Source organism: Kluyvera sichuanensis (assembly GCF_040930405.1).
GTDB classification, from domain to species: domain Bacteria; phylum Pseudomonadota; class Gammaproteobacteria; order Enterobacterales; family Enterobacteriaceae; genus Kluyvera; species Kluyvera sichuanensis.
Genome location: NZ_CP162271.1, coordinates 2,330,481 through 2,345,082, shown reverse-complemented (window position 1 = coordinate 2,345,082; position 14,602 = coordinate 2,330,481). Strand labels below are relative to the sequence as shown.

The 14,602-nt window shown below is 49.8% G+C and carries 22 protein-coding genes and 1 tRNA gene; 4 read left to right on the top strand and 19 right to left on the bottom strand.

All coding sequences use genetic code 11. The features are described 5' to 3' along the window. Window positions 1-38: 38 nt before the first annotated feature. The 8 genes from AB2B48_RS11480 to AB2B48_RS11445 form a co-directional block, all read right to left on the bottom strand. Window positions 39-1,325 (bottom strand): TRAP transporter large permease, encoded by a 1,287-nt coding sequence (locus AB2B48_RS11480; protein WP_368301820.1) that lies wholly within the window; start codon window positions 1,323-1,325, stop codon window positions 39-41. A 28-nt stretch (window positions 1,326-1,353) separates the two neighbouring features. After that, window positions 1,354-1,863 (bottom strand): TRAP transporter small permease, encoded by a 510-nt coding sequence (locus AB2B48_RS11475; protein WP_368301819.1) that lies wholly within the window; start codon window positions 1,861-1,863, stop codon window positions 1,354-1,356. A 62-nt stretch (window positions 1,864-1,925) separates the two neighbouring features. Further along, on the bottom strand, window positions 1,926-2,903 hold the full coding sequence (locus AB2B48_RS11470) for a TRAP transporter substrate-binding protein (protein ID WP_368301818.1): 978 nt from the start codon (window positions 2,901-2,903) through the stop codon (window positions 1,926-1,928). A gap of 533 nt (window positions 2,904-3,436) precedes the next feature. Then, window positions 3,437-3,697 (bottom strand): Txe/YoeB family addiction module toxin, encoded by a 261-nt coding sequence (locus AB2B48_RS11465; RefSeq protein WP_368301817.1) that lies wholly within the window; start codon window positions 3,695-3,697, stop codon window positions 3,437-3,439. Continuing rightward, window positions 3,697-3,942 carry a type II toxin-antitoxin system Phd/YefM family antitoxin gene (locus tag AB2B48_RS11460; protein WP_368301816.1) on the bottom strand — a complete coding sequence of 82 codons (246 nt, stop codon included), beginning with the start codon at window positions 3,940-3,942 and terminating at the stop codon, window positions 3,697-3,699. The genes AB2B48_RS11465 and AB2B48_RS11460 overlap by 1 nt, the downstream gene beginning before the upstream one ends. Before the next feature lie 72 nt (window positions 3,943-4,014). After that, window positions 4,015-4,263, bottom strand: a complete 249-nt coding sequence (locus AB2B48_RS11455; protein ID WP_368301815.1) for a hypothetical protein — start codon at window positions 4,261-4,263, stop codon at window positions 4,015-4,017. Window positions 4,264-4,318: 55 nt separating this feature from the next. Beyond that, window positions 4,319-4,561, bottom strand: coding sequence for a phage integrase central domain-containing protein (locus tag AB2B48_RS11450; protein WP_368301814.1), 243 nt, complete (start codon window positions 4,559-4,561; stop codon window positions 4,319-4,321). A gap of 300 nt (window positions 4,562-4,861) precedes the next feature. Beyond that, window positions 4,862-4,933, bottom strand: a tRNA-Arg gene (locus AB2B48_RS11445). Window positions 4,934-5,125: 192 nt separating this feature from the next. On the opposite strand from AB2B48_RS11445, the gene AB2B48_RS11440 reads away from it, so the two are divergent. Then, the gene (locus AB2B48_RS11440; protein WP_368301813.1) at window positions 5,126-6,295 is read left to right on the top strand and encodes a tyrosine-type recombinase/integrase; all 1,170 of its coding nucleotides are present in this window, start codon (window positions 5,126-5,128) and stop codon (window positions 6,293-6,295) included. Here the strand turns inward: AB2B48_RS11440 and AB2B48_RS11435 are convergent. The 10 genes from AB2B48_RS11435 to AB2B48_RS11390 are packed head-to-tail and all read right to left on the bottom strand — an operon-like array spanning window position 6,279 to window position 11,496. Then, the gene (locus AB2B48_RS11435) at window positions 6,279-6,464 is read right to left on the bottom strand and encodes a hypothetical protein (protein ID WP_274512729.1); all 186 of its coding nucleotides are present in this window, start codon (window positions 6,462-6,464) and stop codon (window positions 6,279-6,281) included. The two genes, AB2B48_RS11440 and AB2B48_RS11435, sit on opposite strands and share 17 nt — an antisense overlap. 10 nt (window positions 6,465-6,474) lie before the next feature. Continuing rightward, on the bottom strand, window positions 6,475-7,044 hold the full coding sequence (locus tag AB2B48_RS11430; protein ID WP_368301812.1) for a 3'-5' exonuclease: 570 nt from the start codon (window positions 7,042-7,044) through the stop codon (window positions 6,475-6,477). A gap of 1 nt (window position 7,045) precedes the next feature. Next, window positions 7,046-7,459 carry a hypothetical protein gene (locus tag AB2B48_RS11425; RefSeq protein WP_368301811.1) on the bottom strand — a complete coding sequence of 138 codons (414 nt, stop codon included), beginning with the start codon at window positions 7,457-7,459 and terminating at the stop codon, window positions 7,046-7,048. 10 nt (window positions 7,460-7,469) lie between these two features. After that, on the bottom strand, window positions 7,470-8,225 hold the full coding sequence (locus tag AB2B48_RS11420) for a hypothetical protein (protein WP_368301952.1): 756 nt from the start codon (window positions 8,223-8,225) through the stop codon (window positions 7,470-7,472). Then, window positions 8,225-8,548: a hypothetical protein gene (locus AB2B48_RS11415; RefSeq protein WP_368301810.1), complete on the bottom strand. Its 324-nt coding sequence runs from the start codon at window positions 8,546-8,548 to the stop codon at window positions 8,225-8,227. Before AB2B48_RS11415 ends, AB2B48_RS11420 begins: the two co-directional genes overlap by 1 nt. Then, window positions 8,541-9,194 (bottom strand): ead/Ea22-like family protein, encoded by a 654-nt coding sequence (locus tag AB2B48_RS11410; protein WP_368301809.1) that lies wholly within the window; start codon window positions 9,192-9,194, stop codon window positions 8,541-8,543. The genes AB2B48_RS11415 and AB2B48_RS11410 overlap by 8 nt, the downstream gene beginning before the upstream one ends. Beyond that, a complete protein-coding gene (locus AB2B48_RS11405; RefSeq protein WP_368301808.1) occupies window positions 9,191-9,838 on the bottom strand; it encodes a hypothetical protein in 648 nt (215 codons plus the stop codon). Before AB2B48_RS11405 ends, AB2B48_RS11410 begins: the two co-directional genes overlap by 4 nt. Continuing rightward, on the bottom strand, window positions 9,831-10,370 hold the full coding sequence (locus AB2B48_RS11400) for a hypothetical protein (RefSeq protein ID WP_368301807.1): 540 nt from the start codon (window positions 10,368-10,370) through the stop codon (window positions 9,831-9,833). The genes AB2B48_RS11405 and AB2B48_RS11400 overlap by 8 nt, the downstream gene beginning before the upstream one ends. Then, a complete protein-coding gene (locus AB2B48_RS11395) occupies window positions 10,367-11,197 on the bottom strand; it encodes a chromosome partitioning protein ParB (protein ID WP_368301806.1) in 831 nt (276 codons plus the stop codon). Before AB2B48_RS11395 ends, AB2B48_RS11400 begins: the two co-directional genes overlap by 4 nt. Then, window positions 11,197-11,496, bottom strand: a complete 300-nt coding sequence (locus AB2B48_RS11390) for a hypothetical protein (RefSeq protein ID WP_368301805.1) — start codon at window positions 11,494-11,496, stop codon at window positions 11,197-11,199. The genes AB2B48_RS11395 and AB2B48_RS11390 overlap by 1 nt, the downstream gene beginning before the upstream one ends. 552 nt (window positions 11,497-12,048) lie before the next feature. Here AB2B48_RS11390 and AB2B48_RS11385 point away from each other — a divergent pair. Continuing rightward, the gene (locus tag AB2B48_RS11385) at window positions 12,049-12,639 is read left to right on the top strand and encodes a hypothetical protein (protein ID WP_368301804.1); all 591 of its coding nucleotides are present in this window, start codon (window positions 12,049-12,051) and stop codon (window positions 12,637-12,639) included. A gap of 367 nt (window positions 12,640-13,006) precedes the next feature. Here the strand turns inward: AB2B48_RS11385 and AB2B48_RS11380 are convergent, their stop codons facing one another. Further along, window positions 13,007-13,666 carry a LexA family protein gene (locus tag AB2B48_RS11380; protein WP_368301803.1) on the bottom strand — a complete coding sequence of 220 codons (660 nt, stop codon included), beginning with the start codon at window positions 13,664-13,666 and terminating at the stop codon, window positions 13,007-13,009. 91 nt (window positions 13,667-13,757) lie between these two features. On the opposite strand from AB2B48_RS11380, the gene AB2B48_RS11375 reads away from it, so the two are divergent. Further along, window positions 13,758-13,955, top strand: coding sequence for a Cro/CI family transcriptional regulator (locus AB2B48_RS11375; RefSeq protein ID WP_368301802.1), 198 nt, complete (start codon window positions 13,758-13,760; stop codon window positions 13,953-13,955). 25 nt (window positions 13,956-13,980) lie between these two features. Further along, complete coding sequence (locus AB2B48_RS11370) at window positions 13,981-14,448, top strand: YmfL family putative regulatory protein (RefSeq protein WP_368301801.1); 468 nt, start codon at window positions 13,981-13,983, stop codon at window positions 14,446-14,448. Window positions 14,449-14,602 lie beyond the last annotated feature (154 nt).

Here is a 14,602-nt window from a genome sequence, read left to right as displayed (position 1 = left end):
TTGGGATAGAGGCGACGAAAACGTCGCCTCTCTGTTTTTTACATCACCCCGAAGAGTTTAGGCAGGAACAGCGAGATCTCTGGGATATAGGTGACCAGCATCAGAATCAGGAACAGGACGCCGTAGAACGGCAGCATGGCTTTTACCACCTGCTCGATTTTCTGCTTACTGACCGCGCTGGCAACGAACAGCACCGAACCGACCGGCGGCGTAATCAGACCAATCCCCAGGTTAACCAGCATAATCATCCCGAAGTGAACCGGGTCGATGCCCAGCGCATTGGTTACCGGCAGCAGCACCGGCGTCAGGATCAGAATCAGCGGCGCCATATCCATCAGCGTACCGATCAGCAGCAGCATGATGTTAATGCACATCAGAATTACATACTTGTTATCGGAGATGCTGGTGAAGGCTTCGGTGATACGCATTGGCAGCTGCATATAGGTCATGATGGCGCCAAAAGCGGCGGCAAAACCAATCAGGATCATGACGATAGTGACGGTTTTTACCGTGCGGTACATCAGTTTTGGCAGCTCGGACCATTTGTAGTCGCGGTAGATAAACATCGTCACAAAGAACGACCACAGACAGGCGATGGCCGCGGATTCCGTTGCGGTAAAGATGCCGGAGAGGATCCCGCCCATAATGATGACTACGGTCATCAGTCCCCAGAGGGTATCGACGAAAATCTTCAGCGCCTGGCGGAACGGCACACGTTCACCTTTCGGATAGCCGCGCTTGCGGGCGAAGCATACGCACATCACCATCAGACTTAAACTCAGCAGCAGCCCCGGTAAAATACCGGCAATAAACAGTGCAGCAATGGAGACCGTGCCGCCGGTCGCCAGCGAGTAGATCACCGAGTTATGGCTTGGTGGCGTCAGGATGGCCTGCACCGAACCGCTGGCGGTGACCGCTGCGGCGAAATCGCGCGGATAGCCCTTTTTATCCATTTCCGGGATCATCACCGAACCAATCGATGCCGTGTCCGCCACGGACGAGCCGGAGATGGCGCCAAAGAAGGTTGAGGCGACGATATTCACCAGCGACAGGCCGCCGCGGATAAAGCCCACGAAAATATAGGCGAAGTTCACCAGTCGGCGGGCAATGCCGCCCTCGGCCATAATCGCCCCGGCGAGGATAAAGAACGGAATCGCCAGCAGGGAGAATTTGTTGACCCCGTTGGTTAACTGAATCATCACCGCTTCCAGCGGGATATCAATATACCAGGCGCCAATAATGGCGCTGATGCCCACGGCGAAAGCCACCGGTACCCCAATTGCCAGCATAATGCCGAGCGTAAAGACGAGAATAAATGCGTCCATCTGTATTCCTTTTCTCAATAACCGGGGCTTAACTGGTGGAACCCAGCATCACGACAGGGCGCTGATACTGCGGCCCGCGCCAGAGCTTTTCGATGATGAAAAGCAGGGTGATAGCGGAACCAATTGGTAGCGGCAGGTAGTTTTCTCCGGCGGTGAGCAGCGGAAACTCCGCCACCGGCTGCTCCCACAGTTCGTAGCACAGCAGGGTGCCGTACCAGAGGATAAACAGACTGATGGCCATCAGCATCAGGTCGGCCAGGATCAGGCAGGCGCGACGCGCGCCTTCGCTCAGACGATCGGTGACCATGCTGACGGCAATATGGGAGCCTGCGCGATAGCTGACGGCGGCGCCGATAAAGGTAAAAGTCACCATACATAAAATGGCAACCGGTTCAGGCCAGGAGAGGGCGCTGTTCATCACGTAGCGGGCAAAAATACCCACGGGAATAACGGCAACCATGACCAGCAGCGCAAGCCCGGCAATCCACATGGAGATACGATAGATAATATCCATCAATGACGAATAGCGTTCGTCCATAATCATAACCTCGAAGACATAATGGAACTGAGGCGGATGAACAGGTTCACCCGCCCGAACGATTACTTCACGTCCTGAATTTTCTTAATTAAATCCTGATGGTCTTTACCGTATTTATCGCGCACGGATTGAGTAGCGTTATAAAAGTATTCGGTGTCGATATTATGGAATTGAACGCCGTTGGCCTTCATCGTTTCGAGGGATTTTTCGTTATAGACTTGCCAAAGTTGACGCTGTTCCATCTGCGCCTCTTTCGCCAGATTGAGAATTAACTGCTGGTCCTCTTTTTTCAACTTATCCCATTTTGGTTTTGAAAACAGGAACAGTTCAGGAATAATAAAGTGTTTACTCCAGGTATAGTTTTTCGCTACCGGTAAATAGTTATGGGCTACAAAGGTTGGCGGGTTATTTTCCGTGCCGTCAATGACGCCGGTTTGCATGCCGCTGAACACTTCGCTGGTTCCCATAGCAACGGCGTTAGCGCCCATCGCTTTTAAGGTATCCAGCGCTACCGGGCTGGTCTGTACGCGAATTTTCATCCCTTTAAGATCTTCCGGTTTGGCGACCGGTTCTTTGGTGATGAGGTTACGAGTACCGGCATCCATCCAACCGAGGAACACCAGTCGAGACTTGCTATTACCGGTCAGACGATCGCCAATTTCCTGGCCAATCATACCATCAAGTACCTGATGCATATGGTTTTCGTCACGGAAAATATAGGGCAGGGTAAAGACGTTTATCTCAGGCAGAATCGCTGCAACCGGGGCCATGGATACACGGATAATATCAATCGCACCTAATTGCGCCTGCTCAATCATCTGCTTTTCATCGCCGAGAACGCCGCCAGGGAAGGTTTTAATATCAAGGCGGCCCTGGGTTGCGGTGCTGAGTTTTTCACCCATATGTTTTACGGCAACGACGTTCGGATAATCGGCGGGATGGACGTCAGCGGCGCGTAATATCTGCGCGAGAGTCGTGTGGGCAGTCAATATTAAGGTCGAACCAATGCACAAGCTTAACAGTGTTTTTGTCAATTTCATTTTCCTTCTCCAGACACGTATTAATATCCATTAATAGAGAAAAACAGAGTAAGAACCGCCCCTGGGAAGGGGCAGCGAAAAAGGGTCTTAATGCTGCTCGTTGTGCAGGTTAATGAATGTAACCAATTATTTCGCTGACGATGTTCACAAAAAATGATGTCGAAAGTGTGGATTTGGAACAATGTTTCAAAAGTGTTTGTGGGATCGACTTATTGGCAGGTTGATAAACTTGGATTTGTTTTTTGTATGTTAGGTGGCTATTTATATTGTGAGTAATAATATAAAAGTCGTAGGGCTGTGTAATTGCAGTTGTTGGGACGTTTACGGCTGGAGAGGGAGGGATTTGTCCCCTGCAGGAAACGCCTTTAATGATAACTGATTGATGTTAAATTTGTTTTTATGATGATGGTTTTGTTTGTACCCGTATTTATACCCGTTTCATGAGATTCCCTTTTTGAGAATCACATACAGAAAGGGGAGGGCAAGATTAGCTGGCAAAGTTTAAGGCAAACCCGCCAGCCAGGGAAAAGTTGTTAGATCGTGGTGTAGTGATAACGACACGCGACGATATACAGATCGCCTTGCTCAACGTAGTACACCAGGCGATGTTCTTTCGTGATGCGACGTGACCAGAGGGGCTTACGGTGCTTTAGCGCCTCCGGCTTCCCTATCCCCTTGAAGGGGCTTTCCTTAGCCGATTTGATTAACTCCATTACCTTCGTATGCGTCTTTGGGTCATTCTCGGCCCAGTACTGAAGATCGCTTTTTGCCTGCGGGGATATCCTGACTTTCATTAAACGTCCAGTTCCTCATAATCGCCGCGTTCGAGCGATGCAAGGCTGGCTTCAATGTGTGCGGCGTTCGCCGGGTTACTGAACAGGTGTAACGTTTCCTGAATCGATGCGAACTCTTCCGCGTCGATCATTACCACGCTTTTAGCACCCTTACGCGTAACCAGGATTGGCGCACGATCATCATTAGCCTGCTGCATCAGGTCAGCTAAATGCTGTCGAGCATCGGTGTAGTTTACATGTTGCATTTGTTTGCTCCGCCAAAGTTCTTACGGCGTAAGTATGCCACACGTACAGCTAGTTGTACATGTGGTTGTGTGTTACTGATTTGTTGCGACGCAAACGCCAGCAGGACGAAAACTGCGCTCATCCGCACGCCCGCGGCGTTTACGTGGTGAGAATTTTTTCAGTTTCGAAAATTGCAGGAAAGAAGCGCCAGAATAGGCATTAAACGGGGTTTTACATGAAATTTGAGAACGCTTGGCATCTGAAATAATTTTTGTTGGGTCGTCACCAGCTGATCGGGCATGGTTGACGTAATCTTTATAGAGCCGATCCCCATCTTTCATTTTTGGCGTGCAGTTGTTTCTAGAATGCCTTGTTCTTCCATTATTCTTAATGGTACTAACAGATCGGGGGGGGCAGGTTTTTTATTGAGGCATTACCGATAACAGGGAATATATGCTTTTCCAGGCCGCGAAGAACGCTGGCGGCGTGGTCTTCGTCACAGCCTTTCTTTTTTCTTTCATGCCAGGTTCGGGCGGTTTCTTCAAACGTGATTGTTTTTTCCGGGATGACACGACGGGGATCAATGCCGTTAGCAAGATCGGACAGATAAGCATCACGGGCGGCGCGTGCGTCGGTCACCTGAAACGCCAGTACCGGGAACCGTTCGGATCTATCCAGCAATACAGGCCGTTACCTTCACTTAGCTTGATATCTTCCCGTTCTCAGTATCTGGTTTTGTTTTGCGTATTTTAGTATCCGTCAGGCCTCATCGCGGACGGGTATAAATTCCCATCGAACCGGGTATACCCGTTTTTATACCCGCGTTAAGTTTATATTAGCTAACAAACAATGATTTTAGTTAAGGCTGCTATAGAATGTTTCTGATTGTTTTATAAGGATTTTTTAGGCTTTATGACAGGAAGTGAAAAGCGGCAGGATTGTCCCCTGCAGGAATCGAACCTGCAACTAGCCCTTAGGAGGGGCTCGTTATATCCATTTAACTAAGGGGACATAGAACGGCTTGAATCTTAAGCGTTTTGCTTGTTTGTGATGTTATCGCAAAAACCCTTGCTGCGGCAAGCAATTCATTTCTTTTGTGTTCCGTTTATCTCTATCTGTTCCGTTATAAATCTGTGTCGTTCACTTGCCATTGAGTACACATTGAGTACAGAATGAGAAAAATCATTGTGTACAGGTTACAAGATGGCACTCAGCGATACAAAGCTACGAAGCATACACGGTAAGCCCTACTCTGGAGCGCCTGAGCTGACAGATGGTGATGGGCTGAGTGTACGCATAACGCCAGTCGGAACGATTACATTTCAATACCGATATCGCTGGAATGGTAAGCCGGTTCGTTTGACCGTAGGCCGTTATCCAGCAGTCACACTTAAAGATGCCAGGGTGATAGTCGGTGAGATGCGCGAATTGTACACCAAGGGTATCCCGCCAAAAAATTATTTTACCCGAGCTGGTGGTGAACTGACTCTTAAAGAGTGTCTCGATCAGTGGTGGGATAACTACGCCACAACACTAAAACCAAATACCCAGACCCTCTATAGGTCGGTTGTGTACAACACCATGTACACAGAATTTGAAGATATGCCTGTAGCACACATTCCAGTGTCAAACTGGGTGCAATTCTTTACCCGGCAGGAAAAGAAAAATATCAAAAAAGCTCGCGTTCTGATGCTTCAGCTAAGATCGGTGATTAACTGGTGCATCAGCCGCCAGCTGGTTCCATCTTGTGAGCTGTTAAAGCTGAGCGTGAAGACAATTGGTAAAAAGCCGGATGTGGGAAAACGGGTACTGACATGGACAGAACTGGCGAAAATTTGGAAAGCGATGGAGGATTCCAGGCTTGTTACCTCCAATCGTGTACTGCACCAAATGACTATGCTTTGGGGGCCGCGCATTTCTGAAATGCGTTTAGCGACTCCGGCAGAGTTCAATATGGACGACATGATCTGGACAACACCAGAAGAGCACTCGAAGATGGGGAACCTTATCCGCAGACCCATCTTCAAACAAATGGAGCCGTTCGTTGAGCGATTGCTGAATGCGGGGAATGAGGTTTTGTTCCCTGGCAAGTACCTGGATCGGCCTCTTGACGCAAGCACCGCTAATTTGTACATCCGAAATTTAAAAAATGGAATTGATATACCGCACTGGACGACCCATGATTTCAGGCGTTCACTGGTGACAAATTTGTCAGGGGAGGGAGTCGCGCCCCATGTTACAGAGAAAATGCTGGGGCACGAACTTACAGGTGTGATGGCCGTGTATAACAAACACGACTGGCTTGATGAGCAGAAAGAAGCGTATGAGTTGTATGCAGAAAAAATAATGTGGCATGTTAACCGGCTCGATTAACACCCCCTTCTTCTATCCAGCGCGTTACTGCTTTGCGGCTGTACCGTGTTGGATAGGTCAAAACAGGCATAGGGAAACCATGATCTTTACGTAAGCGCCAAACAGCAGTCTTCTTCTTTCCAAGCAAGTTGAACACTTCCTGCTCTTCCATAAAATCATTAGTAGTCATAACAACCTCTCTACTTATCAATCTGGTTCGGAATGAGACGCTGCCAGATGGCAGACACGTACTTAGCCTGATGTTTGGCATCTGCTAGGGCATTATGCATATCCCCTTCAAACGGCATGTCCCGTCGCGGGTTGATTCCTATTTGCCGCCCCAGCTCGACGATGGTTCGAACATCACGGTCATTCGGGAATATCCATGGGCAAGGAATCCATTCACGTTCATAGCTGGCTCGTAGAATGACGTTATCAAACGTTGCGCCGTTGCCCCACACCTGAACCTTATCAGGATTGGTATTATCACGGATGAAGCAAGCGAGACTGCTGAGAGCTGTAGCGATGCTTACGGCTGATTCTTTATCGCAGATAGCCAGTCTGGCCTCTTCGCTTTGCTGCATCCACCACATAATCGTTTCTGGGTCGGGAACAGCACCGCCATCTACTGAGCTTTTAAGAGTGATAACCTGGTAGAACTCATTTCCCAGCTCACCGTTAGCAGGATCAAAGAAAACAGCACCGATGGAGACAATGGGGGCATTTGGTTTTGTGCCCATGGTTTCAAGGTCGATCATTAAATGGTTCACGCTAAATATTCTCCTGCTCTGGTGCTGTTGGCGCAGCTGAAAGCATTGCTGCCCAGCAAAGTTTTGCGCGGTGAGCTGCCTGTTGGCATCCACTCATACCTTCATATTCTGCCCATACTTTCGGGTCACTAAAATCTTCATCTGGCTCAGACTCGAAGCCATCAACAATCATGGCCTCTGTCGGCTCAACCGGCACCAATTTCCAGCCATCTGGTACTATCGGTACTGGTGATGCTTTGCGTATCACATTCAACTCTTCCAGCCCTTTAATCGCATCAGCGATGACGTATGCCATATCACCGCCGTTCTGGTACTGAATGGAACGCTGCAGCGCTTCGATAACACGTTCAATGCGCTCACCTGTGAGCCTTCCGTTTGCCGGGTGGTTAGCTGGGTCTGTTAAGTTGATTGTCATCGGTTAGTCCTCACACCGCTAATTGCAATTGCATGTCGAACCGGTCACGTTGTTCGCAGTACGCGAGAGAGCCGGGGCTATTGTGCGACTCAATACGCTCAACCATCAAAGTGGCGCGCGTTTCCTTTGAGGCTGGCGCATAAGCACCAGACCAGGCTTTATCGATGCCTATATTACGGGCGACGTTCGTACTGTCGGCGCTGGCTAACGGCAACTTTGTGAAGATAAGCGGGTTAAGCATTCGCAATCCGTGCAACTTCGTGACTGGCTGGCCGTGGGTGTCGGTAATATGGCGAAGCAAGTCTTTCATCCGTGCCACGGCTAGATTCGGACGCTTAACGTCGTAATCTCCACAACTGCCGATAGCCACGCGTGGATACTCATTGCACAACCTGATAAACCGTTCGTCGCTTTCGTTCATATGCCAGACCGGAACGCCGAAGAACTCACCATGCGGCCACTCATCAAGAAGCGCGTCGTTCTCCGTTTCCCCGCCGTCGATAACATCCGGGATTATTGCGAAATCAAAACCAGGATGATTTTTCCATCGAGCTACAAACTCGTAGTAATCGCTCCAGTCGATTTTGTTTTTGCCAGCTGCTTTCCATGCAGTGAACGCGCCGTTATCTAAAGCGAAGGATTGGCAGTATTCAGCTGCAAGGTTAATTTGTCCGGAGTGCGCGAAACTGATAAACGCGTGGCGTCCTTTCCATGCCCTTATGGCGCACGTATCCGGCGTAATGGGACCACCGTGATAGTGAATCATCATGCTTCTCCTTCGATAACCGGAATTCCCGCAGCGACGACAACTCCATCAGTCAAATTGGAGTTCTGGCGGTTAGAGCGACATACCAGCGCCCAGAAGTTCATATCGCAAATCAGTGCGACGCGCATTTCGGCAGTAAAGCGATAGCCGAGCTTATTTGACTTGCCAGCTGAGCGCCGACGCTTGCGCATTAACTTGCGCACGCGTGCCGCATTCACTTCAACCTGACGATGCCTTGAGGCGTAAACACCCTTCGCTGGTATTTTTCGCGCCTGTTGCTGGTAAGCAGTTAACAGGTCATGTACATCTGTTGATTTAGCCATTCCTCTGCTCTCCTTCGATAACCTGGATGCCAGCGGCGCGGAGGTTGCGCAGCACATCATCACGATTCAGGTATCCGCCGTGGATAACGTTGTCTGGTGTCATGAATAGCTCGCCGCTATTGTGCTGAGCTGGCATCAACGGGCCCGGCAACTTCACGGTGACGGTGCGGGACTCCAGCTCGGCGATGCGCTCGTTAAGTGCGATGATTGAATCAGCCATTTTGCAGACCAACCCACGCGACTTGTCGTCAATCTCCCGCCAGTCATCGAGGTCAACCGCCGCCGCTTCACACAAGGACTTCCACTCTTGCTCATGCCGCTGCGCCTTCTCCAGCGCCTCTACCAGCGTCTTGACGTTGTCGGGAGATGCGACGGCGATGAATTCAGCATTGCGCTTAGCTGTCTCATCCCAGGCCATGTGGTAATCGTGATCCCACTCTTCGTGAATGCACGCGGCGGTAGAGTTGGTCATATCTAGCAATGACTCGCTGCCGACATAGACCGCGTATGAGTGGTAACCTGAGAATCTGTCCTCGCCCTCGCCATATTCGCCGTCAGTCTCGACAACATCAGACCACCATTCACCCGGAGTCGCTTTCTCTGCTGCCGCTTTCATGGTCGCCATCAGTGCGGTGATATCGTTCATTGGGGTCTCCATTCTTCGCATTTATAGTCGCGGCACCCGTCAAAATCATATGGGTTGTACTGCCAGCTGATTTTCCCGCAGCAAGGGCAATTCCAGCGAACCTTGCCACTTCGCGCCTTTTGCCGACGGTTATGTTTTTTCAACCAGTCGGGCATAACCAACCCAGCACCCTGAACCATAATGTGACGGTTGAAATCCTGGATGTTGAATGTGCGGCGTTTCACCCTATCGGCTATTGAAAACGGCAACCAGACAACGCCTGGCTCTTGGGTATTCGCAGAGACAAATACAAACGCCTTAGAGAAGTCATCAGTGGGCAGGCCACCACTCTGGAGCCAGTAAACATCGTTCCCGTTCCAGCTTCCTTTCTGGTAAGCAACGTACGCATCACAGCCAGCCTCGGTAACGCTTTCGGATGGAATGTACTGGCAATCAACGTGCCATTTGGCGAGGGCATCTACGCTGTCAGCGCATACAGGCTGGTCAATCTCTCTACCCAACTCCCAGCTGCGTTGCGCCTCTTCCAGTGTGTATTCGTGCGCGCGGTTGATGTTGGAGCTATACCCATTTCCATTTTGGCAGTGGAACGAGGCGTTACTCCCTACGGTTTCTCGCGTACAGAGCATGTAGAATCGGTTACTCATGCTCGCCTCCTTGGCGTAACTGGGCGGCGAACTCGACCAGAGACTTCTCGGCATACTCTCCAGAGGCCGGGTCATTTGTTAGGTCTTCTTTCGCTGTAAGAATCATGCGCACCACGTCATATACCTCTGCCAGTGGCTTATCTACAAACCCATGGTTATAGGCGGCAGCGAGTCGGCTGGCTGCATAGTTGATGCCCTCTTCACGAGCATTAGTACGCACTTCAGCCAGGTACGCGTCGTAGGCAGGAATCTTGAGCACGGCCAGCGCACCAATAATTTTCTGTGCTTCTGGCGGACATTGCTCGTAATGCTCATCGGTGATAAATACCGCGTCGTTGTGGATAGCTTCAATCGCACTAAGCTCCGCCACCACCGCAGCAAGCCGCTGCTCTGATGCTTTGGATGCTGCTTGCCAGGTTTCCCATTTCCCCTGGATTACTTCATCCCTGTACTGCAAGCTATCATCGCTACCTTTGAAGGTTTCCAGATGCCATAAAGGATTAAGCCACACTTCAAATTTTTCTCTGTTCATGCTGCCGCCTTACTGCGATCCGCAGTGATACGTTTCTGTTCGTCGATAATGTCCAGCACTTCGGCAAGAGCGAGGCCTTCTAAGGTGATAACGCCTTCGTCACTTATCTGAGCCAGTGCTAGCAACTCGATAGCGCGACGCGCTTTCTTCACGCTGATTTCAGGAGCGATAAATGATTTGGTGACCTTTTTCTTTCCGGCAGCAGCTGCTTTGGCTTTGTCCTGCGCCAGCACTTCTCCAGCACGTTCGCCATGTTCCTTTACTCTCTCAACAGCGACTTCAACAGAAACCTCACCAGCTTTTACAACCTGCTGAACATCATGGTTCGCCATACTTAGCGCCAGCAACTTCTCAACGGTAGGAACTGATTTGTTCACCAGCTTTGCTATCTCGCTGGCGGACTGGTTAAAAGCGTTATGCAGCTCCTGGATTACAGCAGCTTGTTCAATAGCTGAGAGGGGCAGCTGATTGTTACTGGTCATGATGCGAGCCAGGCGCTGCACATCGTTACCGCTGAACGGCATGATGTGGATTCGGTCTACTGGCTTACCAGCATCACGGCAGCGCGCATAGCAGCGGCGACGGCGGTGGCCTTCAACAACCCACACACCACCTTCATCACGCGCGATAACTTCCAGCGGCGGAACTGAACCACCGTTCATCAGGTAGTTGAACAGATCGTCATCTGCCTGGCGGGTACGTCCATCGTCTTCACGCTTGTTGAAACCGTCACGAACGTGGATATCGTCCAGGCTGATAAACATGCCTGTATCGGTACGCTTAATAACCCCGGAACGAGTCATCAGCTTGAATGAGTTAGCGGCCATCACAGAGTCCCTTCGTTAATCACAACAGCAGTTGTTGGGTCCAGCTCACGCAGTTCTCTTTGAGCTGACAGGACGTGAAGGTTGCACGGTGACTTGGTATGACGTTCAGTGACCCGATCACATTCTCGGGCCCAATTGATGACATCACTTTGAAGTGCTTTGCGCTGTTCCATGGATTCGCACAGCGCCACGCAGGCTACATCGTAGCGGTTCGCCAGCTCGTTCATCAGCCACTGGGAAGCAGCTGGAAGGAGAGGGGCGGCTTTACGGGCAGCATCAATCAACTGCTCTCTGGTCATGCGTGGTTTCTGCTCTGAAACGACTACTAAGTTACCCATTGTTAGTTTCTCCGTGTTATATGCGCCCTGCACGGCGCTGAATTTTGGTTGCACGAATCCCTCACCCGAAGGTGAATAAAAGTTTTGGGTTTCGTTTCAGTAAGCACCCAGGGTAGGGCACTTAGTGAAACGGGCGACTGCAATCGCCTGTTAGCTTCTCCACTCAACTGGAAGCGCGCTCCGGTTGGCTGATTTAACGACTGACACACTTAACGAAATGGACAGAGCGCGCTTTCAGTTGAGTAAAAAGGGCGGTACCAGAGAACTTCAAGGATGGTACTGGTACCGCCAATACTGCCTACAGCTATCTTACTTCCTGGTAACTAGGGTTGTGGTGGTGGTGCCTCCACCTGCCGGGGCGACCATTCCCGGCGACGTACACTAACCAAGACACATATTCATTTTTAAGTTGAATAAGCTGGTGGCCTCGTCACGTGCGCACAGCCGCATTACCACAACGATGAGGACACTGGTCCTCTGGTTAACCATGAGATTCGCTGAAGGAGTTCTCTCATGGATACTCAATGTCCTCATCTGTTGTGTGCCTGTCTTTTCACCACATCAGGCTCAGTGGTATCTTGGTGCTTCTCACACAACCAAGAATGGAAAAACATGGCTTCTTTCGACCGAAAACTTCAACTGCAAATACTTGAACTCGCTATTGAATCTTATCCAGAGCAAATCAATAACATCCCTATAAAACTGTCATCGATTGACGAAAAAACACTTCTACAGAACATCGCCTATCTTCAACAGGAGGGGCTAATAATCGGTGGGATAGAGGATTCATTCGATGGAATGGAACCTGCTATTGACCTGATCACTGCCACTAACCATGCTGTAAACTTACTGAGTGAAGAAGGTAGTATTTCTGCATCCCTCAAAATCGTGACTGTAAAGCTGCATGATGAAACGCTTTCATCGATCAGGGAGTTCATAAATCAGAACGTCCCTGACCCAGAAGAAAAGAAAGCGTATTTGCAGCGCTTAAAAGAGCTTCCCGCTGACGCCACAAAACACATCGTGCTTGAACTGCTGGGGAAGGGGCTTGGTCAGATCCCGAACGCAGTTCAGTGGCTACAAACAACGCTCCATCACTTGTAAATTCAGCGTCTGAGCGGAGTCTTTTGAATTTAATCCAGCCAGAGTTGCTTGCTATTTCCAGCCAAAAATCATCGCGATCATCGGTTGAAATTGTCATAGCCTTTTCCACAAAAGCCATTGCGTAGATGCGTAAAGGCTTTTTGCTATCGCTGCTTTGTTCGGGTAAGTCCATTGCCAGTCTCCACTGTTAATCGCGAATCATCCCCATCTTCATACGCCTGGGGCGGCTACTTCGTGGGCGTCCTGCCTGTTCGCTGTTGATGAAATAAATGTACCTTTAGTTACCTAAATGGTCAAGTGACAATGTTCCAAAAGTTACCATCAAGAATAAAAAAATAGCCAGGAGGTACCTGGCTAGGGAAAACCATTAAAGGTTTTGTGTGATTTGAACGACCCTGCCTACGATGCGGCAGTTACCGTCAATTGGGATAGGTTTGAAAGCAGGGTTGAGGGGCATTAAATAACTGTAGGGGCTATCCCAAACCAGTTTTTTAACTGTTGCTTCAGACGAACCGTCAAGGATTGCTACAATGATTTTTCCATACAAATCATCCATTTGCCCGTAATGAGGTTCGACGATAACAATAGATCCCTCGGGAATTGATGGCAATCCGTTCGGGTTTGTCATGGACTCACCACGTACAACTAAACCAAAAACCTCTTCGGATACATCAGCTGTAGTTTGCGTCCATGAAATCACATCAGTAAGCCTCGCCGCAGTGTAGCTCTCAGTCCAGTGCCCAGCCTGAACAGCAGAAATAATAGGTACAGCCTTAGGCGGCCTGATAAATGGAACTACCTTCGTATCATCACTGACATCATCACCTTGACCATAGAGTAGCCACTCTGGAGTTGTTGAAAGGGATTGTGCCAACTGGTGGAGATTTTCCCCATCAGGTTTGGTTGTCCCGTTTTCCCACTTGGTCACGGAAACCCTACTTACACCGAGCCGTTTAGCTAGTGACAGTTGGGTGATATCGAGCTGTAAGCGTCGCGATCGGATTCGGTCTTTCATCTCTGTTTTCATGTAACTAATGTTACCTAATTTCAAGGTAACTGTTGTTTGCTATTTAATGTACCTTTTGTTACCTTTAAGGCGTCATCACTTAGGAGGAAACATGCGTAAATCTGAAGTTGTTAAGCACTTTGGCGGCATTCAAAAAACGGCTAATGCCCTTGGTATTTCCCACCCAGCAGTTTGCCGTTGGGGAGTCATCATTCCCGAGAAGCAGGCATTCGTTATTGAGCGAATTACAGACGGTGCTTTGAAATACGACGCATCCCTTTATCAGAAGCCTAGCGAAACGGCTGCATAACAGTAACTACCAAAGGAAAAACAACATGGTAGAGCAAAAGCAAAGTTTAAAAGACGTGGTAAGGGCGATGTGCAAAGCCTTACACGGTGGTCGTGAGGCTATGGCCGGTGCTTTGGGAATGACCTTAACCCAGTTCAACAACAACCTGTACGAGAAGAACGGCTGTCGCTTCTTCGAAGTGAGCGAGCTGGAAGCGATGGAAGACATCAGCAACACGTCTCTTCTGGCTGACTACTTCGCCAAGCGTCGCGGTGCATTGCTGGTGGACATTCCCCAGTTTGAAGACCTCGATCGCACCGACCTTTTTACCCGTGCAATGCGCACATCTGCAGCACGTGGACACGTCGATCAGATTATCGAAAAGGCTCTGGAAGATGGAGTGATTGAAAAGCATGAAGCAGAAGAAATTCGTGAGTATCACCGCCGTCACCTGGCAGCACGCGAAGAAGAGATCACGGCGATTATCTCGTTATTCAGCCGCCGAAATAAGTGACGCCCGCGAGTGTGCAGCTCCGGGCGTCGTGGCGTGTCGTATCAGTGGAGAAACTAACGCATGAACAGTGTAACAACACAGTACCGCAGGTCGCAACTTATTGCTCGACCTATGCCGGGTGGAAAAGGTCCGGCGCAGTTCGTGTATGGGGTAA